The following is a 22,122-nucleotide window of genomic DNA, read 5'->3' on the forward strand; positions in this document are numbered from 1 at the left end:
ATTTCCTCGAGCTGCGCACGCTCGTCGCGAACTAGCCGCTCGGCTCGGCGCTGATGATGGGACCGAACAGCTCCCACTGGCCGCTCTTGAATCGCCACATCTTGAGCTGCTCGATCGGCGCGAAGTCGGTGGCCGAGGTGTTGATCGTGATCCCCGGGATCAACGTGTCCGGGGTGAAGTCCTTCAGGCTGGCGGCCTGCTTCATCACGTTCTCGCGGGTGAGATTGTCGCCCGCCTGCTTGAGCACCTGCACCATGGTCTGGGCCGCGGCGTAGCCGTACACCAGATTGGCGTCCGAGATATTCGCGCCGGGCATGTACTTCTCGATGAAGGCCATGAACTTCTTCATGCCGGCATCGTCCTTCCACTGCGGATCCGAGGCGTCCTTGAGGTAGCCGGCCGAGAGCACGCCCTCGGAGGCTTCGAGGCCGGCGGGCTTCATCACTGCGCCGATCGAGACCGAGACGTCGGTCATCAGGTGCATCGGCTTCCAGCCGAGCTCAGCGATCTTCTTGATCGCCTGCGCCGCGAACTTGGGGGTCGCGATGTTCACGAAGACATCGGCGCCGGTGTCCTTGAGCTTGACGATATGAGCATCGATCGATGGCTCCGACGTCTCGTAGCTCTCTTCGGCCACGATCAGCTTCGATGCCTTGTCGCCGAACACGTCCTTGATGCCGGCAAGGTAGTCTTTGCCGAAATCGTCGTTGGCATAGAAGATCGCGACCTTCGCGTCCGGTCTCTCCTTCAGAATGTATTTCGCGAAGATCCGTGCCTCGACCCGGTAGCTCGGCTGGAAGCCCATGGTCCAGGGGAAGTTGTGCGGATCGTTCCACTTGCTGGCGCCGGTGGCGAGAAACAGCTGCGGCACCTTCTTCGAGTTGTGATACTTCTGTACGGCGGTCTGGGTCGGCGTGCCCAGCGCGTTGAACACCAGGAAAACCTCGTCGCTCTCGATCAGCTTGCGGATCTGCTCCACCGTTTTCGGCGGCGAGTAGCCGTCGTCATAGGAGATCCAGTTGATCTTGCGGCCGTTGATACCGCCCTGATCGTTGATCATCTTGAAATAGGCCTCCTCGGTCTTGCCGATGACGCCGTAGGCGGAGGCCGGTCCCGAATAGGCCTCGACATTGCCGATCTTGATCTCGGTGTCGGTGACGCCGGTGTCGTACGCCTTCTGCGCGGAAGCGCCCTGGGCGGTGAACAATGTCAGCGCCGTTGCCGCGGCAAGCAGGGGGAGTTTCTTGTTCATGAAAATTCCTTGGGGTTCTTGGTTGGAGCAGGCACGTCAGAAAACGAAAAAGCGCCCGCGAGAGGGGCGCTTTGATCAGGCGTTGGCGACTTTCTTGTCGACTTCGGAAGCGGCTGAGAATTCCTTGCGCAAGGTCGGCTTGTGGATCTTGCCGGTGGCGTTGCGCGGCAGCGCGTCGACGAAGCGAACCTGGCGCGGGCATTTGAAGCGCGCGAGATTGGCCGCGCAATGCGCAAAGACATCGGCCTCGCTCAGCCGCTGGCCTTGTTTCACAGCAACGATGGCGAGGCCGACCTCGCCCCATTGCGGGTCGGGAATGCCAATCACGGCCGCTTCCGCGATCGCGGTGAGCTGGTGCAGGACGTTCTCCACTTCAGCCGGATAGACGTTCTCGCCGCCGGAGATGTACATATCCTTCCATCGGTCGACGATGTAATAGAAGCCCTCGTCGTCAACGCGCGTGGCATCGCCCGTGTGCAGCCAGCCGTCGGTGAAGGAGGCTTTGTTCGCCTCCGGCCTGTTCCAATAGCCGGGCGTGATGTTCGGTCCCTTGACCCAGAGCTCGCCGAGCTCGCCGACATCGGCATCGCTGCCATCGGGGCGGACGATGCGGACTTCGGTGTGCAGCACCGGCTTGCCGGCGGAGCCGGCCTTGCGTGCGGCGTCCTCGCGATCGAGCACCAGCACGGCAGGCGACGTCTCGGTCATGCCATAACCCTGCTGGAGCGCGACCCCGCGCGCCTCCCACACCTTGAGCAGCGGCACCGGCATCGGCGCGCCGCCAACGCCGCAGACGATCAATCGCGAAAGGTCGGTCGTTGCGAAGGCCGGCTGCTGCGCCATGAACTGGTAGATCGCGGGCACGCCGAAGAACACGTTGATGCCCTGGGCGGGATCGTTGATCAGGCCGAGCGCCGCGCCGGGATCGAACGCGCGCATGATCATTACGGTGCCGCCGGCATGCAGCACGGGATTGGTGTAGCAGTTGAGCCCGCCGGTGTGGAACAGCGGCAGGACGGTGAGCAGCACCGAGGACGGCCCGATGCAGGCGGGACCGCCGAGATTGACGCAATTCCAGAACGTCATGCCATGCGTGATGGTCGCGCCCTTGGGGTGTCCCGTGGTGCCCGAGGTGTACATGATGGTCGAGACGTCGTCGAGCGTGACCTCCTCGGCGCGCTCCAGCGGCTTGGCAGAAGCGATGCCGGCCTCATAGGCGCCGCCGGGGCCAAGTAGCAGGCTGGTCGCGACGTTGCAGAGTTTTGCGACGGTCAGCGCCGTCTCGGCCAGATCAGTATCGTGGATCATCACCTTCGGCGCGCAATCGCCGGTGATGAACTGAAGCTCGGGGACGGTGAGGCGGGTGTTTAGCGGTACGAAGACGGCACCTAACCGTCCGCAGGCAAACTGCACCTCCAGCGTATCGGTCGTGTTCAATGCCAGCACCGCGAGGCGGTCGCCGCGTGAAATCTTCAGCGTGTGGCGGAGGAACGAGGCGAGGCGCGAGACGCGGGCGTCGAGCTGCGCATATGTGAAACGGCGCTGGCCCGCGAGGTCGATGGCCGCAACCTTGCCAGGCGAGCGGCGCGCATGATGAGCGATCCAGTCGTAGTAACGAACGGCCAACAATCCCTCCCTCGGCGGTCTTGTGCCGCCTGGCTTTTTGTTGCTTCGCACCATGCCCGGCGTGGCCCCGAGAGGCCAGCCGGAGTTTTGTGCAGCAGTCTTTTTTTGATTTGGAGTTGGCCTGCGAGGGGTGAAAACCGTCTTGCGTTGAGTTGCTAGGCTGAGGCTCGATCGGGGTAGGCTCGCGCATTCGACGCATTTTGCGGTTGGTGACCCAGCTTTTCGTATCGCTGAGACTTTCGAGTTGGCATTTCAGAGGGTACTTTGATCCTGTTGCCCTTACTGCGTGTAGAATGGATTGAAGAATAAAATGGAATATCAAGATACGTGGTTGTGGCAGCGGGCATTTGTTCAGCCCCGCACAGACGCGACCAAATCTGAGCAACAATACTTCCAGGAACGCTATTTCTCGATGAGGGAGAAGGCGGTGGCGTTAGTCGGTAGGATTCAGACCGATATGCCGAACATGACAGTCCATGACGCGTCTCATCTCGATTCACTTTGGGAGATGGGCTCAATTTTGGCGCGGGATAGGGTCGATCTCAATCCGCCGGAAGCTTTTGTGTACGGAGGCGCTATACTTCTGCACGACGCTGCGATGACTGTTGCGGCTTATCCAAACGGATTGGAAGGCTTGAAAGAAACGCTGGCGTGGAAGGATAGCTACGCGAGAATTGCTATGAACGCTCAGGATGCGCTGGGTGAATCTCCAAACGATAAGCTAATCGAGGATCTCGCGACGGCGGAAGCGCTTCGCATAATGCACGCACCGCAGGCTGAAAAGCTGCCGTCGATGTCTTGGAAATCGTCTTCAGGCGGCGATGAACTCCTGATTGATGATACAGAAGTCAGAAATTTTTACGGACCCAAGATCGGCCAGCTTGCCCATAGCCATTGGTGGCCTATCAGCCGGGTTGAGGACGATCTAGCAAATGACCTTGGTCCCCTTGGAGGGAGGACCGGAAATCGCATTGATCTAACCAAGATCGCCTGCCTTCTGCGAACGTCGGACGCTATGCATATTGATCGTCGTCGGGCGCCCGCATTCTTAAGAAAGCTTCTGAACCCGCGCGGCATATCTGAGCAACATTGGGCCTTTCAAGAACGAATGGCAGTGCCCTTCATTGACGAAGAAGCACTAGTTTACACTGCGGCTCCGCCTTTTGAGCTGAGCGTCGCTGACGCATGGTGGCTCGCGTATGACACGCTTCTACTCATCGACAAGGAGCTTCGTGGAGTCGACCATCTTTTGCAGAAGCGAAGCACAGGTCGTCTTAATGCAAATCGTGTGAGGGGAATTGATGGGCCGAGCGAGCTTGCAAAGCTTGTAGAAACAGCGGGCTGGGTCCCCGTTGACAGCACAGTCCGAGTCTCCGATGTGCCGAAGATAGTGTCGACGCTTGGAGGACGAAAGTTATACGGCGACCAACCGTCTGCGGCGCTCAGAGAATTGATTCAGAATGCGTCGGACGCTGTGTCTGTTCGCCGAAAACTCCAAAAGAGGTCCCAGACGTGGGGGCAGGTGACCATCAGCCTAGAGAGGCGCGGAGCCGAAACTTGGCTCGTCGTAGAGGATAACGGCGTCGGCATGTCGCCGAATGTCTTAACGGGGCCTCTAATCGACTTCGGCAACTCATTTTGGCGGTCGCCCTTAGCGGCTCAGGAGTTCCCCGGCATTCAAGCTTCTGGCCTCTCGGTTCGGGGAAAGTTTGGCATAGGTTTTTTCTCCATTTTTATGCTCGGAAAGAGAGTAACAGTCACCTCTCGGCGGTACGACAAAGCGTCCGACTCGGCCCGAACATTGGAGTTTCAGCACGGATTGGGATCTCGTCCGGTTCTCTATGAGACCAATCCGAGCGATTACCCGATGGATGGTGGAACTCGGGTTTCGGTTTGTCTTGATAAAGAGCCCACATTGCCAGCAGGGCTTTTGCACCCCGACAGGTATGGAAGCGCAACTCCACTACTGTATCTTGCTGCATCAATAGCGCCCAATCTTGACGTTGAACTTGTGGTCAAAGAGGGGGCGTCCGAAGAAAGCGTCGTTCGACCGAAGGACTGGCTTACTCTCGGCGAGAGTCAGTTTTTTGCACGCCTCTCAGCCTTAGCTCTTAACGAGAAAGACTCAAAAGGCGACGATCATTCGCGGTTGAGAATCCTGTCTCGTGATGGACAGATTTATGGTCGCGCGATGATCGAAACCGCACGGTCTGGGAGCGGGGCACGCGGCTGTATTACAGTGGGTGGTCTTCGCGCAAGAAATATTGGCTATATCTGCGGCGTTCTCGCGGGAAGAGAAGTTACAGCAGCTCGCAATGACGCACTGGCCTTGGTGCCTCCAGATGTCCTATCAGACTGGGCCACTCAGCAGGCCAATCTGATAACTCAAGCTCGAATTAGCGACGATGGAAAAGCGCGCGGAGCGCAAACGGTCCTGACTTGCGGCGGCGCAATTGGAGATTTGCCGATTGCGAGATTGAATGGTGATTGGCTCTCGACCAGCGACCTTATTGAACTTCTATCCAGTCGGGAACAGCTGGATGTCTATTTTGGTGAAGTTGAGTATGACTCAGACTCGGATGAGGTTCATCCGAAGGAATTTGAGAATTCTTTCGAAGAAGATCCGCTGGTGCTATTTGTGCCAACCGATTATGCAGGGTACAGTCGAATGAGCATATCGGGGTACTTCTCGGAGGTCCGTCAGATCGAAGCGCCGTCAAATCTCGAAGACCTTGTTCGCAGTCTAATTGGGCAAGCTTGGGATCCGTGGAGGAGCGACGAAGATGTTTCGGTTGGTTCCGTGAATGGGAGTGAGATCATCCGAGGAGTCGTAAGATACGAGAAAGATACTGATGGCGCCACTTAGGCGCATCCACAACAGCAGTTTAGCTCGCAGCAGTGTTTTATGCAGCTACTCCGCGCAAGTGAGTTGTGCGGCTGTCGGCCATGGTTCGCTAGAATAATCGCCGTCAGCGAAAGCGCCATGAAGAGCCCGTTCTATACCGCCGAGCACGACGCCTTCCGCGACATGATGCGGCGCTTCGTGGACAAGGAGATTGCGCCGTTCGCCCATGACTGGGACGAAGCGGGCGAATTCCCCCGTGCGCTCTATCGCAAGGCGGCCGAGATCGGTCTGTTGGGGCTTGGATTCCCCGAGGAATATGGTGGGATCGCCGCCGACCAGTTTATGAAGATCGTGGCCAGCCAGGAGCTGGCGCGGGCCGGGGCCGGCGGCGTCAGCGCCAGCCTGATGAGCCACACCATCGGCTCGCCGCCGATCGCACGCGCAGCGCGGCCGGAGGTCAAGGCGCGCGTGCTGCCGCAGGTGCTTTCCGGCGAGAAGATTTCTGCGCTCGCGATTACAGAGCCGGGCGGCGGCTCGGATGTCGCGAATCTGCGAACCCGCGCGCGGCGCGACGGCGATCACTACGTCGTGAGCGGGGAGAAGACCTTCATCACCTCGGGCGTGCGTGCCGATTATCTGACCGTTGCGGTGCGTACCGGTGGTGAGGGCGCCGGCGGCGTCAGCCTGCTCCTGATCGAGGGCGATACGCCCGGCCTGTCGCGCACCAGGCTGAAGAAGATGGGCTGGTGGGCTTCCGACACTGCAACGCTGCATTTCGATGATTGCCGCGTGCCGGCCGAAAATCTGATCGGCGAGGAGGGGCAGGGCTTCAAGATCATCATGCAGAATTTCAACAGCGAGCGCATGGGCATGGCGGCTGGCTGCACCGCCTTCGCCCGCGTCTGCCTCGACGAGGCTGTCGCCTATGCCAAGGAACGCAAGACTTTTGGCAAGCCGCTCGCCCAGCACCAGGTGATCCGCCACAAGATCGTCGACATGGCGCAGAAGGTCGCAGCCTCGCAAGCCATGCTGGAGATGCTGGCTTGGCGGCTGGAGCAGGGCGAGAGCCCGGTCGCCGAGATCTGCATGATGAAGAACCAGGCGACGCAAACCATGGCGTTCTGCGCCTCGGAAGCCGTGCAGATCTTTGGCGGCGCCGGCTTCATGCGCGGCATCAAGGCCGAGCGCATCTACCGCGAGGTCAAGGTCAACGCCATCGGCGGCGGCACCGAGGAGATCATGAAGGATCTCGCCAGCCGGCAGATGGGGCTGTGACTGAGGTGTCATTCCGGGGCGCGCAGCGTAGCGGAGGGAGCCCGGAATCCATCGAGCCGCAGATGCCGTAGAGGAATGGATTCCGGGCTCATCGCTGCGCGATGCCCCGGAATGACGAAGGATGAGACATGCTGTTTACCGCCGATCACGACGAGATCCGTCGTTCCTTGCAGAAATTCATCGCCAACGAGATCAATCCGCATGTCGATGAATGGGAGAAGGCCGACATCTTCCCGGCGCATGCGCTCTTCAAGAAAATGGGCAGCCTCGGCTTTCTCGGCCTGAACAAACCGGTCGAGTTCGGCGGCTCCGGCCTCGACTATTCCTATGCGCTGATGATGGCCGAGGAGTTAGGGGCCATCACCTGCGGCGGCGTGCCGATGGCGATCGGGGTGCAGACCGACATGGCGACGCCGGCGCTGGCGCGGTTCGGTTCGGACGAGGTGCGGCGCGAATTCCTGGCGCCCTCGGTCTCCGGCGACTACGTCGCCTGCATCGGCGTCTCCGAGCCCGGCGCAGGTTCGGACGTCGCCTCGATCAAGACCAGTGCGCGCTCGGACGGCGACGACTACGTCATTGAGGGCGGCAAGATGTGGATCACCAACGGCACTCAGGCCGACTGGATCTGCCTGCTCGCCAATACCGGCGATGGCCCCGTTCACCGCAACAAATCGCTGATTTGCGTGCCCATGAAGGCCAAGGGCGTCACCGTCGCCCGCAAGCTCGACAAGATGGGCATGCGCTCGTCCGATACCGCGCAAATCTTCTTCGACGATGTCCGCGTGCCCAAGCGCAACCGGATCGGCGAGGAGGGCAAGGGCTTTAGCTACCAGATGATCCAGTTCCAGGAGGAGCGGCTCTGGGGCGCGGCGGCCTGCCTGAAAGCGCACGAATACATCATCAACGAGACCATCGACTACACGCGCAACCGCAAAGCGTTTGGCCAGAGCATCCTCGACAACCAAGTCGTGCACTTCAAGCTCGCGGAGATGCAGACCGAGGTCGAGCTGCTGCGCGCGCTGATCTATCGCGCCGCCGAGCAGCTGGTCGCCGGCGAGGACGTCACGAAGCTTGCGACCATGGCCAAGCTGAAGGCCGGCCGGCTCGGCCGCGAGCTCACCGACGCGTGCTTGCAATATTGGGGCGGAATGGGCTTTACCAACGAGACGCCGGTCAGCCGCGCCTATCGCGACAGCCGCCTGACCTCGATCGGCGGCGGCGCCGACGAGGTCATGCTGATGGTCCTGTGCAAGATGATGGGTACGCTGCCCGGCAGCAAAGGAAATTCCCGATGATCACGCTCTATCATTGCGACGCCGCGCGCTCGTTCCGTCCGCTCTGGATGCTGGAGGAGATGGGGCTGCCCTATGAGCTGAAGATGCTGCCGTTCCCACCGCGGGTCTTCGCCAAGGAATATCTCGCGCTCAATCCGCTGGGCACGATTCCCTTCATGGTCGATGGCGACACCAAGATGACGGAGTCCTCCGGCATCTGCCACTATCTCGGCGTCAAATATGGCCCCACGCCGCTGATGGTGGGTCCCGAGGATCCCGCTTATGGCGCCTTTCTGAACTGGATGTATTTCAGCGACGCCACGTTAACCTTCCCGCAAACGCTGGTGCTCCGCTACACCCAGCTCGAGCCGGAAGAGCGCCGCAATCCGCAGGTCGCGACCGACTATGCAAAGTGGTTCCTGGGTCGGCTGCGCGCCGTGGAGGCAGCGACCGCGAATACTGAGGCCTTGTGCGCCGGCCGCTTCACCGCCGCTGACATTGTCATCGGCTATGCGCTTCGCCTTGCTACCAGCATCGGGCTCGCCAAGGATTTTGGGCCGAATGTCGCAGCCTATTGGGCGCGCCTGCAGCAGCGCGATGGTTTCAAGCGCGCGGTTGCCGCAGAGCAGAAGGCCGGCGCCGAGCAGAATGTTGCGCCGCGCGTGAGGGCGTAAGGCCCCATCGTCGTTCTGGCGAAAGCCAGGACCCATTACCCCAGGGAGTGGTTTGGTAACCGCGAGTCTTCGTCAAACTCCTCCCTGGGGTAATGGGTCCTGGATCTGCGCTTCGCTTGTCCAGGACGACATCCCTGCCAAAGTTCCGGGACGACTGATCGTCGTCCCGAAAATGGTAATCTTTTGCGCGTCATGACAGCGCTATCCCGTCGTGACAGCGCCCAAATTTCCGCTAAGGTGACCTCCGTCCGCAGCGGCCAAAGAGCCGCGCGAGGAGGACCCCCATGGAAGATAAAGGTCGCGAATCCGACCATTTGATGCTGATCACGCCGGAACGGGTGTTTTATGCCGGCCTGCTCGGCCGCCCTCGCAAGCGCATTCCCGGTTGCTGCCAAGTCTATGTCGCGGTGAAGGGCAATCTGCATCTGACGATCGATGACGGCCAAGCCACCGGCGAGCTGTTCGTCACCCTGCCGAACCAGCGGCACTCCATCGCCAGCGACTACCGCACTGCAATCAGCGTGACGCTCGAGCCAGAAAGCATGCCTGATGGTGTGATCGAGGCTTTGGCCCAGCGGCTGATGGGACCCGACCGGGCCGTCTATGCCCGAAAAATCCTCGCCGCCTACGCGCTGCTGCGTCAGCGCCGTTATGGCGACATCAACACCGCTGAATTCGACGAGATGTGCTTTGGCGAGGCGCTGCCACGCCGTGTGCTCGACCCGCGGGTCATGCGCGCTGTCGCCCGCATCGGGCGCTTCACGGGCGAGCCGGTGACGGCGGATACGTGCGCGGCCGAAGCAGGGCTCTCTGCTTCGCGCTTCCTGCATCTGTTCAAGGAAGAGACCGGCATCTCGTTCCGCTCGTTCCGCGCCTGGAAGCGTGCGCGGCATCTGTTGCACTTCGCCAATCAGGACCTCAACCTCGCGCATCTGGCGCAAGACATCGGCTATCCCGACTCGACCCATTTCAGCCATTCGATCCGCCGCTTCTATGGATTGAAGCCGCGCGCGATCTTCGTCGGCTCGCGCGACCTTGCGATCTATCGCAGCAGCGAGACGGTGAGGCTCGCGGAGGCGAGCTAGCACCGCTCTCGCTACGATAAGCGTGTCTTTAGCTAGCTTCTCCGCGCAAGAAGCCGTATGCCCGTGCATCACATGATCGCAGGCGTTGAATTCTCAACGTGCGAGACATGAGTGGTATGAGCGACAAGGCCGTCATCACCTGCGCGCTGAACGGCGTGCTCACCGACCCGAAGCAGCACAACGTGCCTGTGACGCCCGAGCAGATGGCACGTGAGGCCAAGGCTGCGTTCGATGCGGGCGCGTCCATCATGCACATCCATTTGCGCCAGCAGGCGCCGAACAAGGGGCATCTGCCGTCCTGGGAGGTGGCTGTCAGCAAGGAGATCCAGCAGGCGATCCGCGAGGCCTGCCCCGGCGTCATCATCAACCACACCTCGGGCGTATCAGGGCCGAACTACTCTGGCGCGCTCGATTGCATCCGCGAGACCAGGCCGGAGATCGCAGCCTGCAACGCCGGCTCGCTGAACTATCTGAAGGTCAAGGCCGACAATACCTGGGCGTGGCCGCCGATGATGTTCGACAACGCGGTCGAGAAGGTGAAGGACTATCTGGACGTCATGAACGCGGTCGGCACCATCCCCGAGTTCGAATGTTTTGACGTCGGCATCGTCCGCTGCGTCGGCATGTACCACCAGGTCGGCATGTACAAAGGCCCGCTCGAATACAATTTTGTGATGGGAGTCGCTTCGGGGATGCCATCGGATCCCGATCTGCTGCCGATCCTGATCAAGCTGAAGCGTCCCGAGGCGCATTTTCAGGTCACGGCGATCGGCCGCGAGGAGATTTGGCCGCTGCACCAGCGCTGCGCCGAACTTGGCGGACATCTGCGCACTGGCCTGGAGGACGCCTTCTACCTTGCCGACGGCAAGAAGGTGACGTCGAATGGCCAGCTGATCGAGGCCATCGCCGCCTGCGCCCGCCGCGCCGGCCGCGAGATCGCGAGCCCCGCCGAGGCGCGGAAGATATTTGGGACGAACAGGTAAGGTATCGCCTCACCCGTCATTGCGAGCGAAGCGAAGCAATCCAGAGTCTCTCCACGGATGCAGTCTGGATTGCTTCGCTACGCTCGCAATGACGAGCAGGATCAAGTCATGTCCATTCTCGAAAACACCATTTCCCCCGGGAGCACGGCCTTCCACGCCAACCGCGACGGCATGCTTTCGCTGATTGATCGCATGCGCGCACTCGAAGAGCGCACGCGCGCGGCGTCCGCGGCAGCAAAGGACCGCTTCCACAAGCGCGGCCAATTGCTGCCGCGCGAGCGCGTCGCGCTGGTGCTGGATCCCGGCGCGCCCTTTATCGAGCTGTCGACGCTCGCCGGCTACATGTTCGACGTGCCGGATGCGAGCAAGAGCGTGCCCGGCGGCGGCGTCATCGCCGGCATCGGCTTCGTCTCCGGCATTCGCTGCATGGTCAGCGCCAACGATGCCGGCATCGACGCCGGCGCGCTGCAGCCCTACGGCCTCGACAAGACGCTACGGGTGCAGGAGCTCGCGCTAGAGAACAAGCTGCCCTACGTGCAGCTCGTCGAAAGCGCCGGCGCCAATTTGCTGCGCTATCGCGTCGAGGATTTTGTCCGCGGCGGCAACATCTTTCGCAATCTCGCGCGGCTCTCGGCGGCGGGGTTGCCGGTCGTCACCGTCACGCACGGTTCGTCCACCGCCGGCGGCGCCTACCAGACTGGTCTTTCCGACTACATCGTCATGGTGCGCGGCCGCACCCGCGCCTTCCTTGCGGGGCCGCCGCTGCTGAAAGCCGCGACCGGCGAGATCGCCACCGAGGAAGAGCTCGGCGGCGCTGAGATGCACACGCAAATCTCCGGCCTCGGCGATTATCTCGCCGAGGACGATCGCGACGCCCTGCGCATCGCGCGCGAAATCATGGCGGCACTGGAATGGGAGCGGCCGGGCAGGGCGGCTCCCGAGTTCAAGCCGCCGCGCTACGACCAGGACGAACTGCTCGGCATCATGCCGATGGACCACAAGCGCACCGTGGACATGAAGCAGGTGATCGCGCGCATCATCGATGATTCCGATTTCACCGAGATGGCGCCGAACTACGGCCCCGCCACCGTCTGCGGCCATGCCCGCATCGAGGGCCAGGCCATCGGCATCATCACCAACAACGGCCCGCTCGATCCTGATGGAGCCAACAAGGCGACGCATTTCATCCAGGCCTGCTGCCAGACCCGCACGCCGATCCTCTATCTCAACAACACCACCGGCTACATGGTCGGCAAAGCCTACGAAGAAGCCGGCATGATCAAGCATGGCTCGAAGATGATCCAGGCGGTGACCTCGGCAACGGTGCCGCAGATCACCATCTATTGCGGCGCCTCGTTCGGCGCCGGCAATTATGGCATGTGCGGGCGCGGCTTCCATCCGCGCTTCTGCTTCTCCTGGCCCAATGCCAAGACCGCTGTGATGGGCGGCGAGCAGGCCGCCGAGACCATGGCGATCGTGACCGAGGCCGCCGCCGCGCGCCGCGGCAAGCCGGTCGAGAAAGAAAAGCTTGACGCCATGAGGGCGCAGATCATCGGTGTGTTCGATGGCCAGATGGACGTGTTCTCGACCAGCGCGCGCGTGCTCGACGACGGCGTGATCGATCCGCGCGACACCCGCGCGGTCCTGTCCGAAGTGCTCGCGATCTGCCGCGAGGGCGATGCGCGCACACCCCAGCGCATGCAATTCTCGGTGGCCCGGCCATGAGGAACGGATCAGTGCAGCACCGGCCGTTCTTTAAGGTCCTGGTCGCCAATCGCGGCGAGATCGCATTACGCGTGATGCGCAGCGCGCGGCAGCTCGGCCTCGGTGTGGTTGCCGTCTATTCGGATGCGGACCGCGATGCGCTTCATGTGCGGCAAGCTGATCAGGCGGTGCGAATCGGCGAAGCCCTGCCGGCGCAATCCTATCTCAACATCCCCGCGATCATTGCCGCGGCCAGGGCGAGCGGCGCGGATGCCGTGCATCCCGGCTATGGCTTCCTTGCCGAGAACGAGGACTTTGCAAAGGCCTGCAAGGATGCCGGTCTCGTCTTTATCGGCCCGTCGCCGCAAGCGATCGAGGCGATGGGCAACAAGGCTGGCGCCAAGGAGATCATGAAGAAGGCCGGCGTGCCTATCGTGCCCGGCTACCAAGGCGTCGATCAGGGCGATGAGGTGATGCTCGCGGAGGCCAAGAAGATCGGCTTCCCCGTGATGATCAAGGCCGTCGCGGGCGGCGGCGGTCGCGGCATGCGGCTCGTGACCGACGCCGCATCCTTCGCCGATGCCCTGCGCAGCGCGCGGTCGGAAGCGAAGGCGGCGTTCGGCGATCCCACCGTGATCCTCGAACGCGCGATCCAAAATCCCCGGCACATCGAGATCCAGGTGTTCGGCGACAGCCACGGCAACGCCATCCATCTCGGCGAGCGCGATTGCTCCGTGCAGCGGCGGCATCAGAAGCTGATCGAGGAGGCACCGTCGCCAGCGGTGACGCCGGAATTGCGTGCGGAGATGGGCGAGGTCGCGGTCGCGGCCGTGAAAGCGTTGCGTTACGAGGGCGCGGGTACGCTGGAATTCCTGCTCGACGCCAGCGGCGAGTTCTATTTCATGGAGATGAACACGCGCCTGCAGGTCGAGCACCCCGTGACCGAGGCGATCACCGGACTCGATTTGGTCGAGCTGCAGCTGCGGGTCGCGCGCGGCGAGCCATTGCCGGTGAAGCAACAGGACATCCGCTTCGCAGGTCACGCCATCGAGGTGCGGCTCTGCTCGGAAGATGCCGCGCAGGATTTCATGCCGCAGTCCGGCCGCATGGCGCGCTGGCAGGCACCTGACAACATCCGCGTCGAGCACGCGCTGCAATCGGGCTCGGAGATTCCGCCGTTCTACGATTCGATGATTGCCAAGGTCATCAGCCACGGCGCTACGCGCGAGGAGGCGAGAGGGCGGCTGATCGTCGGCCTGGAGCAGCTCACGGCGTTTGGCGTGACAACCAATCAGGCGTTCCTGATGTCGTGTCTGCGTCATCCCGGCTTTGCCAGGGGCGAGGCGACGACGGCGTTCATCGGCGCGCATCGCGACGAGTTGCTGGCGCCGAGCGCGGTCGCTGCATTCGATACGGCGCTGGCGGGCCTGCTGCTCTACGTGACGAATCCGCGCGCGCCGGCGTGGCGTAGTGGCCGGAGCTTGTCGGCTACGTTCCCGCTGCCGGCGAAAATCGAGATCGCGGGTCACGCGCATGAGCTCGACGTCACGCGTGAGCGCGACGGTAGTTACACGGTTGCTACCGACGGTCGCCAGGACAGGTTCGAGATCGATCAACTCGATCCCGACTTCATCCGCTTCCGCCATGACGGCGTAATGGACAGCGCAAAATTTCTGCGCGACGGCGATCGGCTCTATCTCCAGCACCGCGGCGTCTCGCTCGCGGTGACCGATCTCACCCTCGCCGCACCGAAGGCCGCCGCAAGCAATGGCGGCGACGGCAAGGTCCGCGCCGCCATGAACGGCCGCGTCGTCGCTGTTTTGGTCAAGCCGGGCGACCGCGTCACCACCGGCCAGCCGGTGCTGACGCTGGAGGCGATGAAGATGGAGCACGTCCACAAGGCCGGTATCGACGGCGTGGTGACGGGGATCGATGTCGCCGAGGGCGAGCAGGTGACCACGGGCAGGATCGTGGTGGAGATCGGGGTGGGGTAGGGCGCGCCTCAAACTCAACTCGTCGTCCCGGCGAAGGCCGGGACAACAGCGGAACTATTGGCTCCGCCCCGTCCCCTCATTCAACAAGCACGCCACCTGATGCCCGGCGCCCGCATTCATCAGGACCGGCCGCTCCGCCTTGCACCGCTCCATCGCAAACCGGCAGCGCGTGTGAAACGCGCAGCCGGGTGGCGGATTGACCGGGCTCGGCACGTCGCCGTCGACCAGCGGCGCGAGCTTCTTCGCCAGCGGATTGGCGACCGGCACGGAGGCGAGCAGGGCCTGCGTGTAGGGATGTCGCGGGTTGCGGAACAGCTCGTCCTTGTCGGCGATCTCGACGATGCGGCCGAGATACATCACGGCGACGCGATGGCTGATATGCGCGACCACGGCGAGGTCGTGCGCGATGAAGAGATAGGAGAAGCCGTGCTGCTTTTGCAGGTCGATCAGCAGATTGATCACCTGCGCCTGGATCGAGACGTCGAGCGCGGACACCGGCTCGTCGCAGACGATCAGGCGCGGCTCCAGCGCCAGCGCCCGCGCGATGCAGATGCGCTGGCGCTGGCCGCCGGAGAATTGATGCGGGAAATTGCGCATCTGGTCGGGCCGGAGGCCCACCTGCTCGAACAGCCTTGCGACGCGCGCTTCCAGCGCCTTGCCGGTCGCGAGACCATGGACCGCGATCGGTTCGCCGACGATATCGCCCGCGGTCATGCGCGGGTTGAGCGAGGCGAACGGGTCCTGGAATACGATCTGCATCGAACGGCGATGCCGACGCAGCGCCGTCTTGGACAGATGCGTGATGTCCTCACCGTCGAGGCGGATCTGTCCCGAGGTCGGTTCGACCAGCCGCAGCACGCTGCGGGCTACAGTCGACTTGCCACAGCCGGATTCGCCGACCAGGCCCAGCGTCTCGCCCGCGCCAAGCGAAAACGAGACGCCGTCGACCGAGTGCACGGTGCCGACTTGCCGGCGCAGCACGCCGGCGCGCACCGGGTAATACTTCCTAAGGTCGGTGACTTCGAGCAGTGCGTCGGTCATGCCACCTCCGCCACGTCAGCCGCGCGCCAGCAGGCGGCGAGATGGCCGCCGCCCCAATCGATCAGCGGTGGATATTCGGCCTCGCACCGCTTGACGGCAAGCTTGCAGCGCGGCGCGAAGGCGCAGCCTTTCGGCAGCCGCACCAGCGAGGGCACGGTGCCGGGAATCTCGTTCAGCCGCTCCTGCGCCGCGACGCCGGATGCCGGCACCGCGGGGATCGAGGCCATCAGCCCGCGCGTATAAGGATGCTTTGGCGCGGCGAACAATGCCTCGACGCTTGCTTCCTCGACCTTCCGGCCCGCATACATCACGATCACGCGCTGCGCGGTCTGTGCGACGACGCCGAGATCGTGCGTGATCAGCACGAGGCCGGTGCCGAGCTCCTTCTGCAGATCGAGGATCAGCGCCAGGATCTGCGCCTGGATGGTGACGTCGAGCGCGGTGGTCGGCTCGTCCGCGATCAAGAGCGCCGGCCGGCAGGCCAGCGCCATCGCGATCATTGCACGCTGGCGCATGCCGCCGGACAGCTGGTGCGGATATTCGCGCGCGCGCCGCGCCGGTTCGGGGATGCGCACCAGGCTCAGCATTTCGACCGCGATGGTCTGGGCCTCTTTCGAGGAGACCTTCCGGTGTAGTCGCACCGCTTCCACGATCTGATCTCCGATCCGCATCACCGGATTGAGCGAGGTCATCGGCTCCTGGAAGATCATGGAGATGCGATCGCCCCGGATCTTGCGCATCTCTGCCTCGTTCAACGCCAGCAGATCGGTGCCTTCGAGCGTGACGGTGCCGCCGACGATACGACCCGGCGGATCGGGCACCAGCCGCATCAGGGAGAGTGCGGTAACGCTCTTGCCGCAGCCGGATTCGCCGACGATCGCGAGCGTTTCGCCGCGGCTCACGGTGAAGGAGACGTCGTCGACCGCCTTGAACAGTCCCGAATTGGTGAAGAACACCGTCTTCAGGTTCCTCACGTCGAGCACGAGATCGGAGGTGTCAGCCATCAGCCGCGCTGCCGGGGATCGAGGATGTCGCGCAAGGCATCGCCGAACAGATTGGCGCCGAACACGGCGAGGCTGATCGCAATGCCTGGGAAAATCACCAGCCACGGCGCGGTGCGGACATATTCGGCGGCGGATTCCGACAGCATGCGGCCCCAGGACGGATAAGGCTCGGGAATGCCGAGACCGAGGAAGGACAGCGAGGCTTCGGTCAAAATGGTCGAGCCGAGCTGGGCGGTCGCGAGCACGATCAGCGGTGCCAGCGTGTTCGGCAGCACGTGGCGAAGCGCGATGCGCACCTCGCTCATGCCGATCGATTTCGCCGCTTCGACGAACGGCTGCTCCCGCAGCGCCAGCGTATTGGCGCGGGTGACCCGTGAGACGGTCGGAATCAGCGGAATGGCAATCGCGAGGATGACATTCGGCAACGACGGACCGAGCGCGGCGGTCATGATCAGGGCAAGGACCAGCAGCGGCAGCGCCTGCAGGATGTCGGAGATGCGCTGGAACACGAGATCGACCCAGCCCGAGAGATAGCCGGAGGTGAGGCCGACGATCACGCCGATTGTGCCGCCGAGCGCCGTCGAGCCGATGCCGACCGCGAGCGAGATCCGCGCGCCATGAATGATGCGGCTGAACACGTCGCGGCCGAAGGAATCCGTGCCCATCCAGTGCGCCAGACTCGGGCGCATCAGCGCGTGGGCGGAATCGACGCTCAGGGGATCGTAGCGTGCGATGAAATCGGCGAAGATCGCGGTCAACACGAACACGATCATGATGACGAGCCCGGCCGCGCCCAGCACGTGCCGCTGCGCCAGGAACAGCACGCGCCGCCAGCCGCCGGTGGCATGCGCACCGGCCCGCCTCAGTTCAACGTCAAAGTCGATCGCGGCCAAGCTGATCTCCTAATCCGTGTATCTGATACGTGGATCGAACACGGCGTAGAGCATGTCGACGATGAAATTTGCGCTGACCACCACCACGGCAATCAGCATCACCAGGTTCTGCACGATCGGATAATCCCGCCAGCGGATCGCCTCGACCAGGAAGCGCGCGACGCCGGGGATGTTGAACACGGTCTCGGTGACGATCAGGCCGCCGATCAGGAACGCGGCCTCGATACCGATCACGGTAATGACGGGCAGGATCGCGTTCTTCAGGGCGTGCTGATAATTCACGGCAGCGTCCGAGGCGCCCTTGGCGCGCGCGGTGCGGATATAATCCTGCCGCAGCACCTCCAGCATGGAGGAGCGCGTGATACGCATGGTCAACGCCGCGCTGCGGAAGCCGACGGCGGCAGCGGGCACGGCATAGGTCGCGAACGCCTCGAGCCAGGTGGCCGGATTGGGATTGAAGATCGGTATCTGGCCGAACATCGCCACCGACGCGGTGAGGATCAGCAGGCCGAGCCAGAACGAGGGCAGCGACAATCCGCTCAAGCTCACCACGCGCAGCGCGTAGTCGAGCCGCGTGCCCTGCTTGACCGCGCTGATGACGCCCAAGGGAATGCCGATCGACGCCGAGAACAGCAGCGCGAGACCGGCGAGCCGCGCGGTGATCGGGATCCGCGGCAGGATTTCCTGAAGCGCCGGCTTCTCCGAGACATAAGAGTAGCCGAAATCACCGCGCAGAAAGCCGCTGATCCAGTGCCAATATTGCACGATCAGCGGCTGGTCGATGCCGAGCTCTTTCTCCAGATTGGCCTTGTCTGCGGGATCGACGTAGCCAGCCGCCGCGAACAGGATATCGACGATATTTCCGGGCACGATGCGCAACAGGAAGAAGATGACGATCGAGATCCCGAACAGGGTCACGAGCATCAGGAACAGGCGCCGTACCAGATAGGCAAACATTCGCGCCCTCCCGCCGAGTTGTCTCGCCCGTTCGCTGCGCTACTTGTCCATCCAAAGGTCTTCGTACCGGTACCCATTATAGGAGCTGTTGGTCATCACAGTCACGCCCTTGACGTAGGGCTGCCAGCACGTGCCGGTGCGCGCGTGGAAGATGATCGGGCGAGCGACGTCCTCTTGCAATTTCTTGTCGATGTCCCACACCAGCGTCTTGCGCTTGGCGATGTCGGTCTCCTGCGATTGCACGTCGAACAGCTTCTCGATCTCCTTGTTGCAGTAATTGGTGTAGTTGCGCTCGGAGCCGCAGGAATAGTTCTCGTAGAAGGACTGGTCGGGATCGTCGACCGCGTTGCCGGTGAGGTTGAGCCCGAGCATGTAGTCCTTGCGCGCGATCTTCGGGAACCAGTTCGCGGTCTCGACCACGTCGAGCTCGCCGTCGATATAGATGCTCTTGAGCTGGTCGATCAGGATCACCGCGGGATCGCGATAGACCGGGATGTTGCGGGTCGAAACCTTGACCGCAAGATGCTTGTCCGGGCCGTAGCCGGCCTTCTGCATCAGCTTCTTGGCTTCCTCGCGGTTGGCGTTGATGTCGGGACCGTAACCGGGAATGGTCTCCAGCATCTCCTTCGGCATGCCCCACAGCCCGTTCGGTGGCGGCAGCATGGTGCCGCCGACGTCGCCCTGGCCCTCGAACATGATTGAGATGAACGCCTTGCGGTCCAGCGACAGCGCCATCGCGCGGCGGATATCGATATTGTCGAAGGGCGGCGCGGATGAGTTGACGATGATATTGGTCGCGACATTGTTCGGCTCGACCTCGCAGATCGCGTTCGGCGCCTGCGACTTCACGTCCTTCAGCAGCGGAATGCTCACCTCGGTCGGGAATGTCATGTCGAACTTGCCGGCGACGAAGGCGAGGATCGCGGTCGAGCGGTTCGGGATGATGGTGAACTCGATGCCGTCGAGATAGGGCCGGCCCTTGCGCCAATAGTCGGTGTTGCGCGTCAGCTTGATCGATTCATTGGCCTTGAACTCGACGAATTTGAACGGGCCGGTGCCGATCGGATGCGTGCGCATGTCGCCGGGCGAGACGTGGCAGGGATAGACCGGCGTGTAGCCGGACGCCAGCAGCGCCAGCAGCGACGGCTGTGGCCGCTTCAGATTGAAGGAGACCTCGAAATCGCCATTGATCGAGATGTCGTTGACCTGGTCGTACCAGCTCTTGCGTGGGTTCTGCCGGAACTTCTGCTGCGACTTGCCCATCAGCATGTCGAAGGTGCATTTGACGTCGGCCGAGGTGAACGGCTTGCCGTCGTGCCATTTGACGCCCTGGCGCAGCTTGAAGGTCAGCGTCTTGTTGTCATTGACCCAGGCCCAACTCTCCGCGAGTTCCGGCACGATGTTGTTCATCGTGTTCTGGGGCTCGTCCTGCTTGTAGATGACGAGGTTGTTGAAGACCGGCATGAAGGGAACATTGACCGAGTAGGTCGCGCCTTCGTGGATCGAGGCGTTGCCAGGGCTGTCGCGGTGATACATCCGCAGGATTCCGCCCTGTTTGGGCTCACCGGCGAATGTCGTGGTCGAAAACGCCAGCAAAGATAGCGCCGCCGTCGCGGCGAGCGCCCACACGCTCCGCATCCTCTGTCCTCCCTGGACATCAGCCTTTTTGTGGCCGTTTGTCAGGACGATAGCGACGCGGGTGCGGTGAGGCAACCGGCAAGGGCTGCTACTCTCTCGACAATTCGGATGACGGAAAGCCGCAGGCTCCGGTGTCGTCCCGGCGAAGGCCGGGACCCATACCGCGTGATCTTTCGATCTTAGTAGGTAGGAGTACCGAAACGCTAATCTTCGCCAAACTACTCCCTGGGGTTATGGGTCCCGGCCTTCGCCGGGACGACACCGAGTGTGCGGCGCCAGCTTGCGTAAGCAACGTGGCAGACGGGACTCACACAATCCGCGACGTCTTGTTGCCCCAATACCGGTCACGCAGCAGCCGCTTGTAGAGTTTCCCCGTCGGCAGCCGCGGCAATTCCTTCTCGAAGTCGACCGAGCGCGGCACCTTCTGCCGCGACAGCGACGCGCCGCAGAACGCGATCAACTCTTCCGCGAGCGCCTCGCCTGGCATCACGCCCGGCATCGGCTGCACCACCGCCTTCACCTCCTCGCCGAGATCGGGGTTGGGCACGCCGAATACCGCGGCATCGGCGACCTTGGAGTGGGTGATCAGCAGATTCTCGCATTCCTGCGGATAGATATTCACGCCGCCGGAGATGATCATGAAGGTCGCGCGGTCGGTGAGATAGAGGAAGCGGTCGTCGTCGACATAGCCGACGTCGCCGACCGTGCTCATGCTGCCGTCGGCCGAGCGCGCCTCCTTGGTCTTCTCGGGATCGTTGAAATATTCGAACGGCGATCCGGTCTTGAACCAGACCTGGCCGGGCGTGCCGGTCGGGCACGGCTTCATGTTCTCGTCGAGAATGTGGAGGTCGCCGAGCAGCACCTTGCCGACAGTGCCGCGATGGCTAAGCCATTCCTCGCTGTTGCAGGCCGTGAAGCCGAGGCCTTCGGTGGCGCCGTAATATTCGTGGATGATCGGCCCCCACCATTTGATGATGTCGTCCTTCACCAGCGCAGGGCAGGGCGCGGCAGCGTGGATTGCGATCTCCAGCGAGGACAGGTCGTAGCGTCCGCGCACCTCCTCCGGCAGCTTCAGCATCCGCGAAAACATCGTCGGCACCAGCTGGCTGTGGGTGATGCCCCATTGTTGCACGAGCTGGAGGTAACGCTCGGGGTCAAAGGTCTCCATGATGACCACGGTGCCACCCATGCGGATCGTCAGATTGACTGCAGCCTGCGGCGCGGAGTGATAGAGCGGCGCCGGCGACAGATAGACCATGCCCTCGCGGTAGTGCCAAAGCTTGGTGAGAAAATCGAACAGCGGCAGATTGTGCTTCGGCGGCTCTTCAGGGAGTGGTCGCAAAATGCCTTTCGGTCGTCCCGTCGTGCCGGAAGAATAGAGCATCGCAGTGCCGAGCCACTCGTCTGCGATCGGCGTCGTCGGCAGATCGGCGGTGACGTCCGCAAGGCCGACGATACGATCGCTCTCGCCCGGGCCGTCCGCGACGATGCAGAGCTTGATTTCTGGGCAGGCCTGAATCGCCTCGCGCGCAATGGCGAGTTTTGCCACCGACGTGATCAAAATCTTCGACTGGCTGTTGACGAGGAGATAAGCGAGCTCGCCCGGCGTCAGGAAGGAGTTGATGCAGGTGTAGTATAGGCCGGACCGTTCGCCCGCGCCGCAGGCTTCGAGATAGCGCGAATTGTTCTCCATGAAGATCGAGTAGTGATCGAGCCGCCTCAAGCCGTGCTTGCGAAACAGATGCGCCAGCCGGTTGCTGCGTGCATCGAGCTCGCGATAGGTGATGGTCTCGCCAGTCGCCGCCATGATGAAGGCGGGTTGCAGCGGGCGCAGGCGGGCGTGCAGACCTGGATACATCAGTCCTCCGGCTTTGGGA

General features: G+C 62.5%; 16 protein-coding genes. 8 read left to right on the forward strand and 8 right to left on the reverse strand.

What is annotated here, in order from left to right; translation table 11 throughout:
* Positions 1-31: 31 nt before the first annotated feature.
* Together ACLFLU_RS03215 and ACLFLU_RS03220 are read right to left on the reverse strand one after the other, a co-directional pair.
* A complete protein-coding gene (locus ACLFLU_RS03215; protein ID WP_426410914.1) occupies positions 32-1,252 on the reverse strand; it encodes an ABC transporter substrate-binding protein in 1,221 nt (406 codons plus the stop codon).
* Between the two features lie 75 nt (positions 1,253-1,327).
* Entirely contained in the window at positions 1,328-2,878 is a 1,551-nt protein-coding gene (locus ACLFLU_RS03220; protein WP_426410915.1) for an acyl-CoA synthetase, read from the reverse strand.
* 310 nt (positions 2,879-3,188) lie between these two features.
* Here ACLFLU_RS03220 and ACLFLU_RS03225 point away from each other — a divergent pair, with 310 nt between their 5' ends.
* From ACLFLU_RS03225 to ACLFLU_RS03260, 8 genes are all read left to right on the forward strand, one after another.
* On the forward strand, positions 3,189-5,744 hold the full coding sequence (locus ACLFLU_RS03225) for an HD domain-containing protein (protein ID WP_426410916.1): 2,556 nt from the start codon (positions 3,189-3,191) through the stop codon (positions 5,742-5,744).
* A gap of 117 nt (positions 5,745-5,861) precedes the next feature.
* Complete coding sequence (locus ACLFLU_RS03230) at positions 5,862-6,998, forward strand: acyl-CoA dehydrogenase family protein (RefSeq protein WP_426410917.1); 1,137 nt, start codon at positions 5,862-5,864, stop codon at positions 6,996-6,998.
* A 128-nt stretch (positions 6,999-7,126) separates the two neighbouring features.
* The gene (locus ACLFLU_RS03235; RefSeq protein ID WP_426410918.1) at positions 7,127-8,293 is read left to right on the forward strand and encodes an acyl-CoA dehydrogenase family protein; all 1,167 of its coding nucleotides are present in this window, start codon (positions 7,127-7,129) and stop codon (positions 8,291-8,293) included.
* Positions 8,290-8,946: a glutathione S-transferase family protein gene (locus tag ACLFLU_RS03240; protein WP_426410919.1), complete on the forward strand. Its 657-nt coding sequence runs from the start codon at positions 8,290-8,292 to the stop codon at positions 8,944-8,946. The genes ACLFLU_RS03235 and ACLFLU_RS03240 overlap by 4 nt, the downstream gene beginning before the upstream one ends.
* Before the next feature lie 284 nt (positions 8,947-9,230).
* Positions 9,231-10,031 carry a helix-turn-helix domain-containing protein gene (locus tag ACLFLU_RS03245; RefSeq protein WP_426410920.1) on the forward strand — a complete coding sequence of 267 codons (801 nt, stop codon included), beginning with the start codon at positions 9,231-9,233 and terminating at the stop codon, positions 10,029-10,031.
* Positions 10,032-10,147: 116 nt separating this feature from the next.
* Positions 10,148-11,014: a 3-keto-5-aminohexanoate cleavage protein gene (locus ACLFLU_RS03250; protein ID WP_426410921.1), complete on the forward strand. Its 867-nt coding sequence runs from the start codon at positions 10,148-10,150 to the stop codon at positions 11,012-11,014.
* Between the two features lie 108 nt (positions 11,015-11,122).
* Complete coding sequence (locus tag ACLFLU_RS03255; protein ID WP_426410922.1) at positions 11,123-12,739, forward strand: acyl-CoA carboxylase subunit beta; 1,617 nt, start codon at positions 11,123-11,125, stop codon at positions 12,737-12,739.
* Positions 12,736-14,712 (forward strand): acetyl/propionyl/methylcrotonyl-CoA carboxylase subunit alpha, encoded by a 1,977-nt coding sequence (locus ACLFLU_RS03260; RefSeq protein WP_426410923.1) that lies wholly within the window; start codon positions 12,736-12,738, stop codon positions 14,710-14,712. The genes ACLFLU_RS03255 and ACLFLU_RS03260 overlap by 4 nt, the downstream gene beginning before the upstream one ends.
* A gap of 54 nt (positions 14,713-14,766) precedes the next feature.
* Here the strand turns inward: ACLFLU_RS03260 and ACLFLU_RS03265 are convergent, their stop codons facing one another.
* The 6 genes from ACLFLU_RS03265 to ACLFLU_RS03290 form a co-directional block, all read right to left on the reverse strand.
* A complete protein-coding gene (locus ACLFLU_RS03265; protein WP_426410924.1) occupies positions 14,767-15,753 on the reverse strand; it encodes an ABC transporter ATP-binding protein in 987 nt (328 codons plus the stop codon).
* On the reverse strand, positions 15,750-16,757 hold the full coding sequence (locus tag ACLFLU_RS03270; RefSeq protein ID WP_426410925.1) for an ABC transporter ATP-binding protein: 1,008 nt from the start codon (positions 16,755-16,757) through the stop codon (positions 15,750-15,752). Before ACLFLU_RS03270 ends, ACLFLU_RS03265 begins: the two co-directional genes overlap by 4 nt.
* Positions 16,757-17,650, reverse strand: coding sequence for an ABC transporter permease (locus ACLFLU_RS03275; RefSeq protein ID WP_426410926.1), 894 nt, complete (start codon positions 17,648-17,650; stop codon positions 16,757-16,759). Before ACLFLU_RS03275 ends, ACLFLU_RS03270 begins: the two co-directional genes overlap by 1 nt.
* Positions 17,651-17,659: 9 nt before the next feature.
* A complete protein-coding gene (locus tag ACLFLU_RS03280) occupies positions 17,660-18,607 on the reverse strand; it encodes an ABC transporter permease (protein ID WP_426410927.1) in 948 nt (315 codons plus the stop codon).
* A 39-nt stretch (positions 18,608-18,646) separates the two neighbouring features.
* Positions 18,647-20,245 (reverse strand): ABC transporter substrate-binding protein, encoded by a 1,599-nt coding sequence (locus ACLFLU_RS03285; RefSeq protein WP_426410928.1) that lies wholly within the window; start codon positions 20,243-20,245, stop codon positions 18,647-18,649.
* Between the two features lie 307 nt (positions 20,246-20,552).
* Positions 20,553-22,103: an AMP-binding protein gene (locus ACLFLU_RS03290; protein WP_426410929.1), complete on the reverse strand. Its 1,551-nt coding sequence runs from the start codon at positions 22,101-22,103 to the stop codon at positions 20,553-20,555.
* Positions 22,104-22,122: the final 19 nt, after the last annotated feature.

Source organism: Bradyrhizobium ganzhouense, assembly GCF_049949285.1.
Taxonomy (GTDB): Bacteria; Pseudomonadota; Alphaproteobacteria; order Rhizobiales; family Xanthobacteraceae; genus Bradyrhizobium; species Bradyrhizobium ganzhouense.

Excerpts from the sequence above, each read along its gene's own strand:
- ACLFLU_RS03250 (WP_426410921.1), top strand. The coding sequence starts at position 10,148 with ATGAGCGACAAGGCCGTCATCACCTGCGCGCTGAACGGCGTGCTCACC.
- ACLFLU_RS03285 (WP_426410928.1), bottom strand. The coding sequence starts at position 20,245 with ATGCGGAGCGTGTGGGCGCTCGCCGCGACGGCGGCGCTATCTTTGCTG.
- ACLFLU_RS03260 (WP_426410923.1), top strand. The coding sequence starts at position 12,736 with ATGAGGAACGGATCAGTGCAGCACCGGCCGTTCTTTAAGGTCCTGGTC.
- ACLFLU_RS03215 (WP_426410914.1), bottom strand. The coding sequence starts at position 1,252 with ATGAACAAGAAACTCCCCCTGCTTGCCGCGGCAACGGCGCTGACATTG.
- ACLFLU_RS03280 (WP_426410927.1), bottom strand. The coding sequence starts at position 18,607 with ATGTTTGCCTATCTGGTACGGCGCCTGTTCCTGATGCTCGTGACCCTG.
- ACLFLU_RS03270 (WP_426410925.1), bottom strand. The coding sequence starts at position 16,757 with ATGGCTGACACCTCCGATCTCGTGCTCGACGTGAGGAACCTGAAGACG.
- ACLFLU_RS03230 (WP_426410917.1), top strand. The coding sequence starts at position 5,862 with ATGAAGAGCCCGTTCTATACCGCCGAGCACGACGCCTTCCGCGACATG.
- ACLFLU_RS03290 (WP_426410929.1), bottom strand. The coding sequence starts at position 22,103 with ATGTATCCAGGTCTGCACGCCCGCCTGCGCCCGCTGCAACCCGCCTTC.
- ACLFLU_RS03265 (WP_426410924.1), bottom strand. The coding sequence starts at position 15,753 with ATGACCGACGCACTGCTCGAAGTCACCGACCTTAGGAAGTATTACCCG.
- ACLFLU_RS03255 (WP_426410922.1), top strand. The coding sequence starts at position 11,123 with ATGTCCATTCTCGAAAACACCATTTCCCCCGGGAGCACGGCCTTCCAC.
- ACLFLU_RS03235 (WP_426410918.1), top strand. The coding sequence starts at position 7,127 with ATGCTGTTTACCGCCGATCACGACGAGATCCGTCGTTCCTTGCAGAAA.
- ACLFLU_RS03225 (WP_426410916.1), top strand. The coding sequence starts at position 3,189 with ATGGAATATCAAGATACGTGGTTGTGGCAGCGGGCATTTGTTCAGCCC.
- ACLFLU_RS03245 (WP_426410920.1), top strand. The coding sequence starts at position 9,231 with ATGGAAGATAAAGGTCGCGAATCCGACCATTTGATGCTGATCACGCCG.
- ACLFLU_RS03240 (WP_426410919.1), top strand. The coding sequence starts at position 8,290 with ATGATCACGCTCTATCATTGCGACGCCGCGCGCTCGTTCCGTCCGCTC.